The sequence below is a fragment of the Acuticoccus sp. MNP-M23 genome (genome assembly GCF_031195445.1).
Classification (GTDB): domain Bacteria; phylum Pseudomonadota; class Alphaproteobacteria; order Rhizobiales; family Amorphaceae; genus Acuticoccus.
The window spans coordinates 3,451,009-3,464,364 of the sequence record NZ_CP133480.1 but is presented as its reverse complement, the minus strand read 5'-3'; the positions used below and the strand labels follow the sequence as shown (position 1 = coordinate 3,464,364).

The following is a 13,356-nucleotide window of genomic DNA, read 5'->3' as shown; positions in this document are numbered from 1 at the left end:
CTTGTTCCTCCCCGACGCCTTAGTGGGCGCCTACACCATTCCATAGCGCCGATAAACTCCCCTTCGCGGCCAAAGCGCGTTATCCGGGCACGATGCGAAGACACCGATGACCGAAAACCTCACTCTGTTGCCCCGCGTCTCGGTCCTGCTGCCGCACCGGCTCGGGCTTCTGACCTACGCTGCTGATGCGCCCATTGCGCCCGGAACGGTTGTGCTGGCGCCCCTTGGCGGCCGCCCGCTGGTGGGCGTGGTGTGGGACGACCCGCCGGACATGGCCATCGACGATGCGCGGCTGAAGCCCGTGAAGCCCATGAGCACGGCGGCGACCATCAGCGCGGACCTGCGCCAGTTCGCCGATTTCGTCGCCCGCTACACCATGACCCCGCGCGGCGCGATCCTGCGCATGATCCTGCGCAGCCCAGACGCGCTGGAGGCGGAAAAGCCGGTGAAGGCGCTGAAGCTGGGAGAGACCGCGCCCGAGCGGATGACCGAGCCGCGCCGCCGGGTGCTTGACGCGCTGGCCGCCGGCCCCGTGGGCCGCAAGGCGCTTTTGGCGCAAGCCGCCGCCACCCCCGCCGTCCTCGGCGCGATGGTGAAGGCCGGCAACCTCACCGAACTCAGCCTCCCCCCGCCGCTCCCGCCCCAGCCGGACGCTGACGCTGCCCCGCCGGACCTTTCCGAAGGCCAGGCCGAGGCTGCCGCCGCACTTGGCGCGGCCGTGACCGCACACGAGTTTGCGCCGATCCTCCTGGAAGGTGTGACCGGGTCCGGCAAGACGGAGGTCTATTTCGAGGCGGTGGCGGCGGCGCTGCGCGCCGGGCGGCAGGCGCTGATCCTGATGCCGGAGATTGCGCTGACGCCGATGGTGGTCGCCCGGCTGATCGAACGCTTCGGCGCAGAACCCGGCGAATGGCACTCCGGGCGCACCCCCGCGGCCCGCACGGCGCTGTGGCGCAACGTGGCATCCGGCAGCGCGAAAATTGTGGTCGGCGCACGCTCGGCGCTCTTCCTGCCATTTGCGGACCTTGGCGTCATCATTGTCGATGAGGAGCACGACCAGAGCTACAAGCAGGACGATGGCGTCACCTACAATGCGCGGGACATGGCGATCGTGCGCGCGCAGACCGCAGGCATTCCCACAATTCTCACCTCGGCCACGCCTTCGGTCGAGACCCGCATCAACGCCGAGAAGGGCAGATACCGGCGCCTGATCCTCCCGGCCCGGTTCGGCGGCGCGCCGATGCCGTCGATCCGCGCGGTGGACCTGACGCGGGACGCACCGGCGCGCGGCACATGGCTGGCGCCTTCTGTGCGCACGGAAATCGACGCGACGCTGAAGGCCGGCGAGCAGGTGCTCCTTTTCCTCAACCGGCGGGGCTATGCGCCGCTCACCGTGTGCCGGCGCTGCGGCCACCGCATCCACTGCCCCAATTGCAGCGCGGCGCTGGTGGAGCATCGCCTGCGCGGCCGCCTCATCTGCCACCATTGCGGCCACGACGAGCGGCGCCCCGACACCTGCCGCGCCTGCGGCGCCGAAGACACCCTCGCCGCCTGCGGTCCGGGGGTGGAACGGGTCGCGGAAGAAGCCGCCACCGTGTGGCCCGAGGCGCGAACGACCGTGATGTCGTCGGACCTTTCGGGCGGTCCCGGCGCGCTCACCGAGGCGCTCGATGCCATCAGCCGCGGCGATGTGGATATCATCGTCGGCACGCAGCTGGTGGCCAAGGGACACACCTTCCCCAAGCTCCAGCTGGTGGTTGTGGTGGATGCCGATCTGGGGCTCGAAAATGCGGACCCGCGCGCTGGCGAGCGCACCTTCCAGCTGCTGACGCAAGTCACCGGACGCGCCGGGCGCATCGCCCACGGCGGCCGCGCCCTCCTCCAGACCTACGCGCCCCGGCATCCTGTGATCGAAGCCATGGTCCGCGGTGACACCGAGGCGTTTTATGCCGAGGAGACACTCGTGCGGCGCGAAGGCGGCCTGCCGCCGTTCCAGCGGATGGCCGCCATCATCATTTCAGCCACCGACCGTGCGGAGGCCTACGCCCATGCCGCCGCACTGGCGCGAACGGCACCGCCGGGCGAGGTGGAAATTCTTGGCCCTGCGGAAGCGCCGCTTGCGATCCTGCGGGGGCGCTATCGTTTTCGCCTGCTGGCGCGGGCGCCGCGCAGCACACCGCTGCAGGACATACTCGGTGCGTGGCTTGAGGGCGTCCCGGTCGACGGCACGGTACGCCGCGCCGTCGACATCGACCCCCAGTCCTTTCTCTGACGGGCACCGGGTCCGGTCAGCCGGTCCCGATGCTTTGCCGCCGGACCGCTTAAAGCGTGTACTGCCAGTCGGAGCGGACGAAGGCGTAGCCGTCGCCGTCCTTGGCGACATGGCAGAAACCCGGGAACGGGAGGTGCATCCCGGCGACCAGCGTGCGGTCTTCGGCAACCTCTTCCAGAATGGCCTTGCGCGTTGCGACGGCCTGCTCGGGCTTCACGTCGAAGCCGATGAACTGATCGGGGTTTGCCATCTGAAGTGGCGCCACGTGGACGATATCGCCCCAGATCAGCAGGGAATCGGCGCCGGACGAGACGCGGTAGCCCGTGTGACCCGGCGTGTGGCCGGGCAGGAACACCGCCTCGATGCCGGGTGTCACCACAACATCACCATCGAACGGCGTGATGCGGCCATCATAGGCTGCCGCCATGTTGGCGACGGCGTCCACCATGCCGCGCTGGCCTTCGGGCAGCATCTCGCGGGTGGCAGGGTCGGTCCAGAAATTGAGTTCCTCGGCGCGCACCGCCATCTCGGCCTCCGGGAACACCGCGGCGCTACCCTCGGTGAGGCCGCCAATATGATCCGGATGCAGGTGCGTCATGAGGATGGTGTCGACGCTGGCCGGATCGATCCCGGCGGCGGCAAGGTTTGCGTCCAGCTTGCCGAGCGTCGGCGCCATTCCGGTCGAGCCGCCGGCGTCGATCAGGATCGTGCGGCCGCCGACCTGGACCACGTAGGCGTTGACCGGCGCGGTATAACCGCCGGCCGGCATGAATGCCGCTTCCATTGCAGCGTCGAAGGTGGCGTCGTCGGCATTGGGGAACGCACCGGCGCCGATGGTGAGGTTCCCGTCGGCAATGGCGGTGACGACGGTATCGCCGCCGAGCGTGATGCGCTGGTAGGCGGGCGCCTGGGCCATGCCGTTCGCCCCGTCCTGCGCGCGCGAGACGCGGACGGTGAGAGGCAGCGCGGCGGTTGCACCGGCAAATGCGGCGCCGGCCAGAAGGTGACGGCGGTTGATGGTCATGGGTTCGCTCCTTGCGTTCGTCTCGATCAACGCTGCGCCGCAGTTGGCACCGCGCGCGCGGTGATGTTGTACAAGGAGCTAAGGCAGGCCGGGCCGGACGCAATGCCGCAGTGGCTCACGCATTGGTGATGGCTGCGTTGAAGGCCGCCGGTTTTGCGTTAGATAGCCACGTATGAGCAATGAAAAAGACACCCACTCCACCGGCACCGAAGCAGACGGCGAGCATCAGGCATCCCGCGGCGCGGAAGCGGCAGAGCGCGCCCGCGCCGAAGCCGAGGCCCGCCGCGCCGCCAACGACGCGGAAAAGATCCACGGCAGCGATTTGCCGCCGGAGGAAGGCGGCCGAAAAGGCCCCGAACCCGTTCGCTACGGCGATTGGGAAAACAAGGGCATCGCCACCGACTTCTGACGGCCCCGCCCGGCATGACAACGAAAAACGCCACCGGCCCGAAAGCCGGTGGCGTTTTCATGTTTGCGAGGCGGGCTCGTTACCAGGAACCGGTATTTTCCATCGAAGCCCAGGGCTCGGCCGGATCCAGCGATTCGCCGCCCTGCAGAAGCTCGATGGAGATCCCGTCAGGTGATTTCACGAAGGCCATGTGGCCATCGCGCGGCGGGCGGTTGATCTCCACGCCGCCATCCATGAGGCGCTGGCAGGTGACGTAGATATCGTCGACGCGGAATGCGAGGTGGCCGAAATTGCGGCCGCCGGAATAGGATTCCGGATCCCAGTTGTAGGTCAGCTCGAGCATCGGGCTTTTCTCGTCGCTCTGCGCACGCGCCATGTCGTCCGGTGCAGCAAGGAAGATCAGCGTGTAGCGGCCCTTCTCGCTTTCGGTCCGGCGCACTTCGCGCATCCCGAGTTTGTTGCAGTAGAAGTCGAGCGACGCATCGACGTCCGTGATGCGGACCATCGTGTGAAGATAATGCATGGCGGGCTCCCTCAGCCGTTGGTGTCGTTGGGAGAACCTCTAGACCGTCTGGCGGCGAAAAGAAATTCGCCCCGCGCGCGCCGGTTTACCGGTCGCAGCCGCGCAGCAGGCAGTGCGCCGAGACGGCTGGCGCGGGGCGCACGCGAGGCAGCGGCCGGCGCGGCCGAACGGCACGCGGCGCGGGTGCCGTCACCACGCGCACCGTGGGGGCCGGCACCAGCACGGCCCGCGACCAATAGCGCTCCTTTGCCTTGCGTACGGTGCGGGTGGCAGCGCCGGTTCCGCAGGCGTGGCCACACCGTCCGCGGATGGCAGGCGGCGGGCTCAGAACCAGCGTTTCCTCGTAAACGTCCTGCCGCACGAACACGCGGGACGGCTGCGCCACCACGTGGGCCGACTGGCCCGCCACAAGGTCCGCCGCAGCCAGCGGCAGCGGGGCGAGAAACACCAGCGCCGCAAGAATCAGGCACCCTTTTACCCGGCGCGCCTTGAACAAAGGTCCAACCATCCCTCACTCCTGCCAACCATTTCAGCTGACAGTAGAGACAGACCTGATTCGTTCCGTTTGCAGATTTTCGTAAAATTGCACCGAATTACGAGACGAATCGGCAACGTGGCGCCGGTCAAGGCTCCAGTTCGGTGTCCCAGTACAAAAAGTCTAGCCAGCTTTCGTGAAGATAGTTCGGCGGGAACAGGCGGCCATTGTTGTGCAGGTCCTGCACCGTGGGCCGGAACGGGTTCTGGTGGGGAAACATCTCGGCGACGCGGCAGCTCTTGTTGCCCTTGCGCAGATTGCAGGGCGAACAGGCGGTGACAACATTCTCCCACGTCGTCAGCCCGCCCTTGGAGCGCGGGATGAGGTGATCGAACGTCAGATCGTCCGGCGAGGTGCAGTACTGGCACTCGAAACGGTCCCGCAAAAAGACGTTGAAGCGGGTGAAGGCGGGATAGCGCGCCGGGCGAATGTAAGTCTTGAGGCACACCACCGAAGGCAGCTGCATCCGGAAAGACGGGCTGCGCACTTCGTGAGCATATTCGGAGACGATGTTCACCCGGTCAAGGAAAACGGCCTTGATGGCGTCCTGCCATGACCAGAGCGAGAGAGGGTAATAGCTGAGCGGCCGGTAATCGGCATTCAGCACCAGTGTCGGATGGGCATCGGGATGGACCGCTATGGTCACTCGACCGTCTCCGTCTTGCGATGGAATCGCGCTCTACGCCACAGACTTATCGTGCGCCAACGTGACGGAGATGTGAAGCGCCACGTTGGATCCATATTGCTTGTTCGCTTTCCGTCAGCCCAGATTCTGGTGAAGATGGTTCACCGCCATGGTCAATCCGCTCTGGTCGATGCCGTGGCCGAGGCCCGGCACCATGTGGAAGGCCACCGGCACGTCGGCGGCCACCAGCGCCCTGGCGGCGATCTCCGTCATCGACGCCGGCAGCACCTCGTCCGCCGTGCCGTGCACGAGAAGCGTTGGTGCGGGCTTGAGCGCGTCGGGGTCCGTGTTGGCCAGCGCGCCCGAAAACCCCACCACGGCGGCAATTCTCTCGGCCCGCCGGTAGGCCACCTCAAGCGCCATCATGGTGCCCTGGCTGAAGCCGACCAGCGCGAGCCTGTCGTTGCCAAGGCCGTGGCGTTCCAGCTCTGCGTCCAGAAAGCGCTGCAGGATGGGGGCGGCCACGGCCACGCCGCGCCGGTATTCGGACGGATCGCGCATGGTAAGCGGAAACCACTCGCGGCCGCCCATGCCCATCTGGCCCGGTGCATCCGGCGCGACGAAGGCAGCCCCCGGCAGCGCGCGCGCAAAGAATTCGGACAGGCCGATCAGGTCCGACCCATCGGCACCATAGCCGTGCAGGAACACCACCAGCGCATCCGCCGGCCCGCCATTGGCGGGGGCAACGCGCGGTCCACTCAACTCGGTCACAAAGGCATTCCTTCCAGCGGTCTTTCAGGTGTCGCGGCACTGGCCACCTTCGGTGTCTTCCGCGCCGCGCTGCGGCAGTGCGCATAATAGGCCCAGAACAGGCGGGCGGCCGTGCTGCGATACGGCGCAAAGGCGCGGCCCATCGAAGCGCATTCGTCTGGCGGCGGTTCCGCCGGCAGCGCCAGCGCAGCCGTCATCCCGCGGCGGACGGCAAGGTCCCCCACGGGCAAAATGTCCGGATGGCCGGCGCAGAACATGAGGTAGAGGTCGGCCGTCCACGGGCCGATGCCCGATATTGCCTCAAGCGCGGCGCGGGCCTCCTCGGCATCGCACACCGCCAGGACTTCAAGGTCGAGACCGTCATCGAGCGCACCGGCGATGGCGCGGACGGTGCGCATCTTCTGGCGTGAAAGACCGGCGGCGCGCAGCGTGTCGTCGTCCGCGGCAAGGAGGGCGCCAGCCCCCGGCGACGGGAAGGCAGCCTGAAAGCGCGTCCAGAGCGCGGCGGCGGATGCTGTGGAAAGCTGCTGACCGGCGACAATGCGCAACAGCCCGGCAAGCCCGGCCGGGTGCAGCCGCAGCGGCAACCGGCCAACGGCTTCAGCCGCCGGCAAAAGCCGCGCGTCCTGTGCCAGCAGCGCGTCGAGGGCACGCGCCAGGTCCGCTTCAGTTCGGATCCGCTTAACCATCACGGGACAGCGTAGCCCGCCCTGCGCTGCCGTCAATGCGGCTTGCCGTGCGCTTGTCCAGTTGGTGCTAGAATGCGGTCATGCTGCGCTTTGCTCCCAGCCCCAACGGGCCCCTCCACCGCGGTCACGCGCTCAGCCTTCTGGCCAACGAGGCGATGGCGGATGTCCTAGGCCTCCCCCTCACAATACGGATGGAGGATATCGATCAAAGCCGCGCCCGCCCGGCCTTCGAACGCGCCATCCTCGCCGACATCGCCTGGCTTGGCGTGGCATGGACACCGCCCATGCGCCGCCAGAGCGAACATTTTGCCGACTACCGCGACGCGCTGACCCGGCTTTCGGCGCGCGGGCTCATCTACCCTTCGTTCGCCACCAGGCGCGAGATTGCGCAGGCCATGAGGCCCGGCGCCCCCCGCGACCCCGACGGCGCACCCCGTTTTATTGGCGATGACGCCATTCTCGGTGAGGCCGAGACAGCGCGCCGCCGTGCGGGGCAGACCCCCGCGGCATGGCGGCTCCACATGGCGCGGGCTGTCGATCTGGTGGGAACGCCAACCTTCCGCACCGTCACCGCAGACGGCACGCCTGACGGCGAAATGCCGGCCGACCCCCTCGCCTGGGGCGATGTGGTGCTTGCCCGCAAGGACACGCCGACGAGCTACCACCTGTCGGTTGTGGTGGACGATGCGCATCAGGGCATTTCGCACGTCGTGCGCGGTGCGGACCTTCTGGCGGCCACCGCCGTTCACCGCGTCCTGCAGACGCTCCTCGACCTTCCCGCCCCCGCCTACCGCCACCATCCGCTGATCCTGGGGCCGGACGGGCGCAAGCTCTCCAAGTCAGCGGGTGCGGAAAGCCTCGAGGCGCTGGCGGCAGACGGCCTGACACCCGGCGCGCTGCGCGCTACGCTGGAGCCAATTCTTCGGGAAGAGCCGGCGTAGCACCCAAAGACAGGACATGCGGATGATTGGCGAAGCCGGGCAGGCCTTTGCGGTGATTGCGGACATTCATGGCAATGCCGACGCGCTGCGCGCCGTGCTGTCCGACATCGACGCCCGCGCGATTGGTGAGCTCGTCAACCTCGGCGATCATTTCAGCGGTCCCCTTGCTGCCCGTGAAACCGCCGAGATCCTGATGGCGCGAGACATCATCACCATCCGCGGCAACCACGACCGATGGCTGGTGGAGATGGAGCCTGCCGCAATGGGCGCGTCCGACCGCGCCGCATTCGACGCGCTGGAACCGGCGCATCTCGCCTGGCTCTGCGCGCTTCCCGCAACCCTTCACGCAGCACCGGACATCCTCCTGTGCCACGGCACGCCGGACAGCGACACGACCTACTGGCTGGAACATCTGGGACCGGACGGCCTCCCCAACCGCAGGCCGCTAGGCGAAATCAGCGGCTATCTAGCGGATCCTTCGGCAGGTCTCATCCTTTGCGGGCACACCCACATTCCCCGCCGTGTGGACGTGCCGGGCGGGCCGGTGATCTTCAACCCCGGCAGCGTCGGCTGCCCGGGGTACGATGACGACACGCCGTTCTTTCATGTCATGGAAGCGGCCACGCCCGCGGCCGCCTACGGCATCGTCACCCGAACGCAGGCCGGATGGCGCACCGAGATCCACCACGTGCCCTACGACACGGCGCGCATGGCAGCGTTTGCCGAGGCGGCTGGCCGGGCGGAGTGGGCCAGAGCACTTCGCACCGGGTTCGTGACGGCCTGAACGCTCAGATCACGTGCAGGAAGTGGCTGAGCCAGAAGCCGATGGTGAGCACCGACAGCAACGTCGAAAGCGTGATGGTATTGGCCGAAATCGCCAGCCCCGTCTGGAAGCGGTTGGCGATCAGATAGGCGTTGGCTCCCGTCGGGCAGGCCGCGGAAATCACCGCCACCGCAACGCCAAGCTCGGACAGGCCGAACACATATTGCGCCAGAGCAAACACCACGATGGGCATCACCAGAAGCTTGACCGCACCAATGGCGACCGCCGGCAGGATGCTCCCGCGAATGCCATATTTGTGCAGGCTCATGCCCAGCGAAATCAGCGCCAGCGGGATTGCGGTGTCGGACACCCGGTCGATCACGATGCGCGGAATTCCCTCCAGCGGCAGGCCGGTGAAGCGGAACAGGACGCCCAGGATGATGGCGATGATGAAGGGGTTCATGAGCACCGTCTTCACCACCCGCACCAGCGCGCGCGGAATATCGGCCTTGTGGCCGTCCTTGATGTCGGTCAGCTCGATCATGATGGCCGACACCGTGGTCATCACCGGCAGGTGGACCGCAATCAGCAGGAATACCGTGACGAGGCCCGGATCGCCGAACGCCTGGGTGATGATCGGCATCCCCACCATCACGACGTTGGAGTAGGACGCGCTCATTCCCGCAATGACGCCGACCCGCGCATCGCGCTTGAACGCCCTACGCACGATCACATACCCGATCGCGATGTTGACGGCGATGCCGCCAAAATAGGCGCCCCAGAAGGGCCACGGGTTCACGTCCGGCATGGCAAGCGTGCCGAGCGCGCGAAACAGCAGCATCGGCACCGCAATGGTGAAGACGAAATCCGCCATCGCCTCTCCGGCGCGGTCGGTCAGAAGGCGCGAGGCGATGATCGCGTAGCCAAGCCCGATAAAGCAGAAGACGGGCAGGACGACGGTGACGAGGGCGCTGTTGGACAAGGAGCCGCTCTGGGAAAGGTCAGACGGTCAATGGCTTAGAGCCCTGCGGCGCAAAAGGAAACCTCCGCCGCAGCATGGATGGTGCCCGCCGGGCAGCTGGCCGGTCAGGCGGCGTGAACCGCCCGCTCTCCGCCGACGGCGTGCAGGGTGCGGCCATGGGTCTTCAGCCAGAGCCTCGCGCACTCATGGTTAGGGTCGAGTTTCTCGTTGAGCGCCCAGAAGTCGGCCGAGTGATTGAGCTCGATGAGGTGCGCCACCTCGTGCGCCGCCACGTAGCGCAGCACCGAAGGCGGCGCCAGCACAAGCCGCCACGAGAACGACAACACACCGGCGGGCGTGCACGAGCCCCATTGCGCACGCGTATCCTTGATGCGGATGGCGGTGGGGCGGCGGCCGACCATGGCGGCGAACTCGGCCACGGCCACTTCAAGGTCCGCACGGGCACTGCGGCGCATGAAGTCGCTCACCCGGCGCGTGATGTGGGCGGCGTCTCCGCTCACCAGCAGGACCGGCGCGCCATCCACCCGGCCTTCGCGCACCGTGCCGCGGGTGCCCGGCTGCCAGACGATGCGCACCAGTTCGCCGCGGAACGGAATTTCGGCGCCATCGGCAAACGGGGCGGCCGGGCAGCGCTCGGCAAGGCGCGCGGCCAGCCAGTTGCGCTGCTGGCGCACGAACGGCTCCACATTGCGCAGCGAGGCGCGGAAGGGGATCGTCACCACAGGGTTGGCATCGCCGGGCGGGATGCGCAGCGTCATCCGCTTGGCGCGGGTCACGCGCTTCACGTCGATCGTCACCGGCGCACCGGAAATTTCCGCAACCAAACGCTCTTTAATCATAGGACGACCGCGCCACACACCCGAATCACTCAGAGCCCCAAGCATTAGCCGCAGGTTGGTGAACGAACCGTCAGCATCCCCCCTGCCCCGTGTCTGTGGCGCCGGTCAGTCGGCGACAATCCCCTCCGGTGCAGCCACATGATAGAGCGCGGCGGCCATGAGGGCCTTGGTATATTCGGTTTCCGGCGCGTCGAATATTTTTTCCACCGGGCCTCGCTCCACCACCTTGCCCTGCCGCATGACAATCACCTCGTTGGCCAGCGCCCGCACCACCTGCAGGTCGTGGGAGATGAACAGGAAGGTCAGTTCGCGCCGGGCCTGAACATCGCGCAACAGGTCCACCACCTGCGCCTGAACCGAGCGGTCGAGCGCGCTTGTGGGTTCGTCCAGCATGATGAAGTCCGGTTCCAGCACCAGCGCGCGGGCAATGGCGATGCGCTGGCGCTGCCCGCCGGAAAATTCGTGCGGATAGCGGTAGCGGGTGGCGGGGTCCAGCCCAACCTCCTGCAGCGCCTGCACCACGCGCGTGTCCCTCGCGTTGGCCGAAAGATCGGTGTGGATCTTCAGCCCCTCGGCGATGATTTCGGCGATGGACATGCGCGGGGAGAGCGAGCCGAACGGGTCCTGAAACACGATCTGCATTTTCGAGCGCAGCGGGCGCATGGCCTTCCAGGACCGGTCGTCGATGCTGTCGCCCATGAAAACGATCCGGCCGGTAGACGAGATCATCCGCAAAATGGCGAACCCGAGCGTGGTCTTGCCGGAACCCGATTCGCCCACGACGCCGAGCGTCGCGCCCTTGCGCAGCGTCAGGTCGATCCCGTCCACGGCCTTGATGTGGCTGACCGTCCGCCGCATCAGCCCGCGCTTGACCGGGAACCAGACCTTGAGATCCTTGGTCTCGATCAAAATGGGCGCATTGGGGTTGGCCGGCTCGGCGCGGCCCTTCGGCTCGGCGGCCAGCAGATGGCGTGTGTAGGCGTGTTGCGGGCTGGTGAAGACGCTCTCCGTCTCGCCGGTTTCCACCACCTTGCCCTCGGTCATCACCGCAACCCGGTCCGCCACCTTTCGCACGATCCCAAGGTCATGGGTGATGAACAGCATCGCCATGCCGACGCGGGTCTGGATTTCCTTCAGAAGGTCGAGGATCTGCGCCTGTACGGTGACGTCGAGCGCGGTGGTCGGCTCGTCTGCGATCAACAGGTCGGGCTCGTTGGCGAGCGCCATGGCGATCATCACGCGCTGGCGCTGCCCGCCGGAAAGCTGGTGCGGGTAGCTGCCGAGCCGGGACTCCGCGTCGCGAATGCCGACCGCCTCCAGAAGCTCCAGCGTCCGCTCCCGTGCGGCCCGCTCCGACAGGCCGCGGTGCTTGCGCAGGATCTCGCCCACCTGCTTTTCCACCCGGTGCAGCGGATTGAGCGAGGTCATCGGCTCCTGAAAGATCATCGAGATGTCGTTGCCGCGCATCTTCTGGAGCGCGGACGCGTCGGCCTTCAGGAGGTCCTTGCCCTTGAACAGAACCTCGCCGTTGCCGGGGTGCGTTGCCGAGGGCAGAAGTCGCACCACCGAGAGCGCGGTAACGGATTTGCCCGACCCCGATTCGCCCACCACCGCCAGCGTCTCGCCGGGACGCACGACGAGCGAGACGTCATCCACCGCAAGGTTGGTGCGTCCCTCGTTGTGGAACGCGACGGAGAGATTCTTGATCTCGAGGAGCGGTGCGGTCATCGACCCGCCTCGTGCAGCGCTGCGGTCATCATGTCTTTCGCTTGAACGGGCATCACATCACCCGAAGGTCTTGCTGGGGTCGAAGGCATCGCGAACGGCCTCGCCGATGAAGATCAGCAGCGACAGCATCAGCGAGATGACCACGAAGCCGGAAATGCCGAGCCAGGGCGCCTGAATGTTGTTCTTGCCCTGCGCCAGAAGCTCGCCCAGCGACGGGGAGCCCGGCGGCAGCCCGAAGCCCAGGAAGTCCAGCGAGGTGAGCGTTGTGATGGAGCCGTTCATGATGAACGGCAGGAAGGTGAGCGTCGCCACCATCGCGTTGGGCAGAAGGTGCCGCCACATGATGGTGAGGTTGCCGACCCCCAGCGCCTTGGCCGCCGCCACATACTCGAAATTGCGGGCGCGCAGAAATTCGGCGCGAACGACACCCACCAGCGCCACCCAAGAGAAAAGAAGGAGAATGCCAAGCAACAGGAAGAAGTTGGGTGCGAACACCGAGGCCAGAATGAGGATGATGTAAAGCGACGGGATCGACGTCCAGATCTCGATGAAGCGCTGGAACAGTAGGTCCGTCCAGCCGCCGAAAAAGCCCTGCACGGCCCCTGCCCCGATGCCGATGACCGAGGACGCAACGGTCAGCACCAGCCCGAACAGAACCGAGATGCGGAAGCCGTAGATAACGCGGGCCAGAACGTCCCGCCCCTGATCGTCCGTCCCCAGCCAGTTCCAGTTCCAGATCGAGCATTTGGGGTCATCGATACCGCCGGGATACGGCGCGCACCGTTCCGCCTTGGAGAACAACCAGGACGGCGCGGCCGGCAGCGGCGTCGGCGGGGACGTGTTGACGGCGCGGTAGTCGTACCGGATCGGCGGCCAGACCATCCAGCCGTTGGCGTCGATCTCATCGCGGATGAAGGGGTCGCGATAGTCGGTGACGGCGAGGAAGCCGCCGAACTTTTCTTCCGGGTAGTCTACCAGCACGGGGACCAGAATTTCGCCCTTGTAGGAGACGATCAGCGGCTTGTCGTTAGCGATGAACTCGGCAAACAGGGTGAGAATGAACAGGAAGCCGAAAATCCACAGCGAAACATAGCCGCGCCGGTGCCGCTTGAAGAGGCGCCAGCGCCGCTGGTTCAGCGTCTGCGCCACGCCGAAGCCTGCGCCGGTGGGCACTGCGGTGGATTCCCGCTCTGCCGCCGTGGTGTGGAGCGGCGTGTCGGTTTTTTCGGGAGCTGGCGCGCGCTGGTCCATCAGT

At 66.7% G+C, this 13,356-nt stretch carries 14 protein-coding genes; 4 read left to right on the top strand and 10 right to left on the bottom strand.

The genetic code is table 11. From position 1 onward, the window contains the following. The first annotated feature begins 106 nt into the window (after window positions 1-106). Window positions 107-2,272, top strand: coding sequence for a primosomal protein N' (locus RDV64_RS15980; RefSeq protein ID WP_309195920.1), 2,166 nt, complete (start codon window positions 107-109; stop codon window positions 2,270-2,272). A gap of 49 nt (window positions 2,273-2,321) precedes the next feature. Here the strand turns inward: RDV64_RS15980 and RDV64_RS15975 are convergent, their stop codons facing one another. Beyond that, complete coding sequence (locus RDV64_RS15975) at window positions 2,322-3,296, bottom strand: MBL fold metallo-hydrolase (protein ID WP_309195918.1); 975 nt, start codon at window positions 3,294-3,296, stop codon at window positions 2,322-2,324. Window positions 3,297-3,468: 172 nt separating this feature from the next. Here RDV64_RS15975 and RDV64_RS15970 point away from each other — a divergent pair, with 172 nt between their 5' ends. Continuing rightward, window positions 3,469-3,705: a DUF1674 domain-containing protein gene (locus RDV64_RS15970; protein ID WP_309195915.1), complete on the top strand. Its 237-nt coding sequence runs from the start codon at window positions 3,469-3,471 to the stop codon at window positions 3,703-3,705. Window positions 3,706-3,784: 79 nt separating this feature from the next. On the opposite strand, the gene gloA is transcribed toward RDV64_RS15970, so the two are convergent. The 5 genes from gloA to RDV64_RS15945 form a co-directional block, all read right to left on the bottom strand. Then, window positions 3,785-4,228, bottom strand: coding sequence for a lactoylglutathione lyase (gene gloA, locus RDV64_RS15965; RefSeq protein WP_309195912.1), 444 nt, complete (start codon window positions 4,226-4,228; stop codon window positions 3,785-3,787). 85 nt (window positions 4,229-4,313) lie between these two features. Beyond that, entirely contained in the window at window positions 4,314-4,736 is a 423-nt protein-coding gene (locus tag RDV64_RS15960; protein WP_309195910.1) for a hypothetical protein, read from the bottom strand. A gap of 115 nt (window positions 4,737-4,851) precedes the next feature. Then, window positions 4,852-5,409: an HNH endonuclease gene (locus RDV64_RS15955; protein WP_309195909.1), complete on the bottom strand. Its 558-nt coding sequence runs from the start codon at window positions 5,407-5,409 to the stop codon at window positions 4,852-4,854. A 114-nt stretch (window positions 5,410-5,523) separates the two neighbouring features. Continuing rightward, the gene (locus RDV64_RS15950; protein ID WP_309195908.1) at window positions 5,524-6,159 is read right to left on the bottom strand and encodes an alpha/beta fold hydrolase; all 636 of its coding nucleotides are present in this window, start codon (window positions 6,157-6,159) and stop codon (window positions 5,524-5,526) included. Beyond that, window positions 6,156-6,848: a DNA-3-methyladenine glycosylase 2 family protein gene (locus tag RDV64_RS15945; protein ID WP_309195907.1), complete on the bottom strand. Its 693-nt coding sequence runs from the start codon at window positions 6,846-6,848 to the stop codon at window positions 6,156-6,158. Before RDV64_RS15945 ends, RDV64_RS15950 begins: the two co-directional genes overlap by 4 nt. An 80-nt stretch (window positions 6,849-6,928) precedes the next feature. On the opposite strand from RDV64_RS15945, the gene gluQRS reads away from it, so the two are divergent. Both gluQRS and RDV64_RS15935 read left to right on the top strand, forming a co-directional pair. Then, complete coding sequence (gene gluQRS / locus RDV64_RS15940; RefSeq protein ID WP_309195906.1) at window positions 6,929-7,789, top strand: tRNA glutamyl-Q(34) synthetase GluQRS; 861 nt, start codon at window positions 6,929-6,931, stop codon at window positions 7,787-7,789. A gap of 22 nt (window positions 7,790-7,811) precedes the next feature. Then, window positions 7,812-8,573 (top strand): metallophosphoesterase family protein, encoded by a 762-nt coding sequence (locus tag RDV64_RS15935; protein WP_309195905.1) that lies wholly within the window; start codon window positions 7,812-7,814, stop codon window positions 8,571-8,573. A 4-nt stretch (window positions 8,574-8,577) separates the two neighbouring features. On the opposite strand, the gene RDV64_RS15930 is transcribed toward RDV64_RS15935, so the two are convergent. From RDV64_RS15930 to RDV64_RS15915, 4 genes are all read right to left on the bottom strand, one after another. Further along, complete coding sequence (locus RDV64_RS15930; RefSeq protein WP_309195904.1) at window positions 8,578-9,534, bottom strand: AEC family transporter; 957 nt, start codon at window positions 9,532-9,534, stop codon at window positions 8,578-8,580. A 104-nt stretch (window positions 9,535-9,638) separates the two neighbouring features. Beyond that, a complete protein-coding gene (locus tag RDV64_RS15925; protein WP_309195903.1) occupies window positions 9,639-10,373 on the bottom strand; it encodes a SprT family zinc-dependent metalloprotease in 735 nt (244 codons plus the stop codon). A gap of 105 nt (window positions 10,374-10,478) precedes the next feature. After that, a complete protein-coding gene (locus RDV64_RS15920) occupies window positions 10,479-12,101 on the bottom strand; it encodes an ABC transporter ATP-binding protein (protein ID WP_309195902.1) in 1,623 nt (540 codons plus the stop codon). Window positions 12,102-12,158: 57 nt separating this feature from the next. Continuing rightward, window positions 12,159-13,352 carry an ABC transporter permease gene (locus RDV64_RS15915; protein WP_309195901.1) on the bottom strand — a complete coding sequence of 398 codons (1,194 nt, stop codon included), beginning with the start codon at window positions 13,350-13,352 and terminating at the stop codon, window positions 12,159-12,161. Window positions 13,353-13,356: the final 4 nt, after the last annotated feature.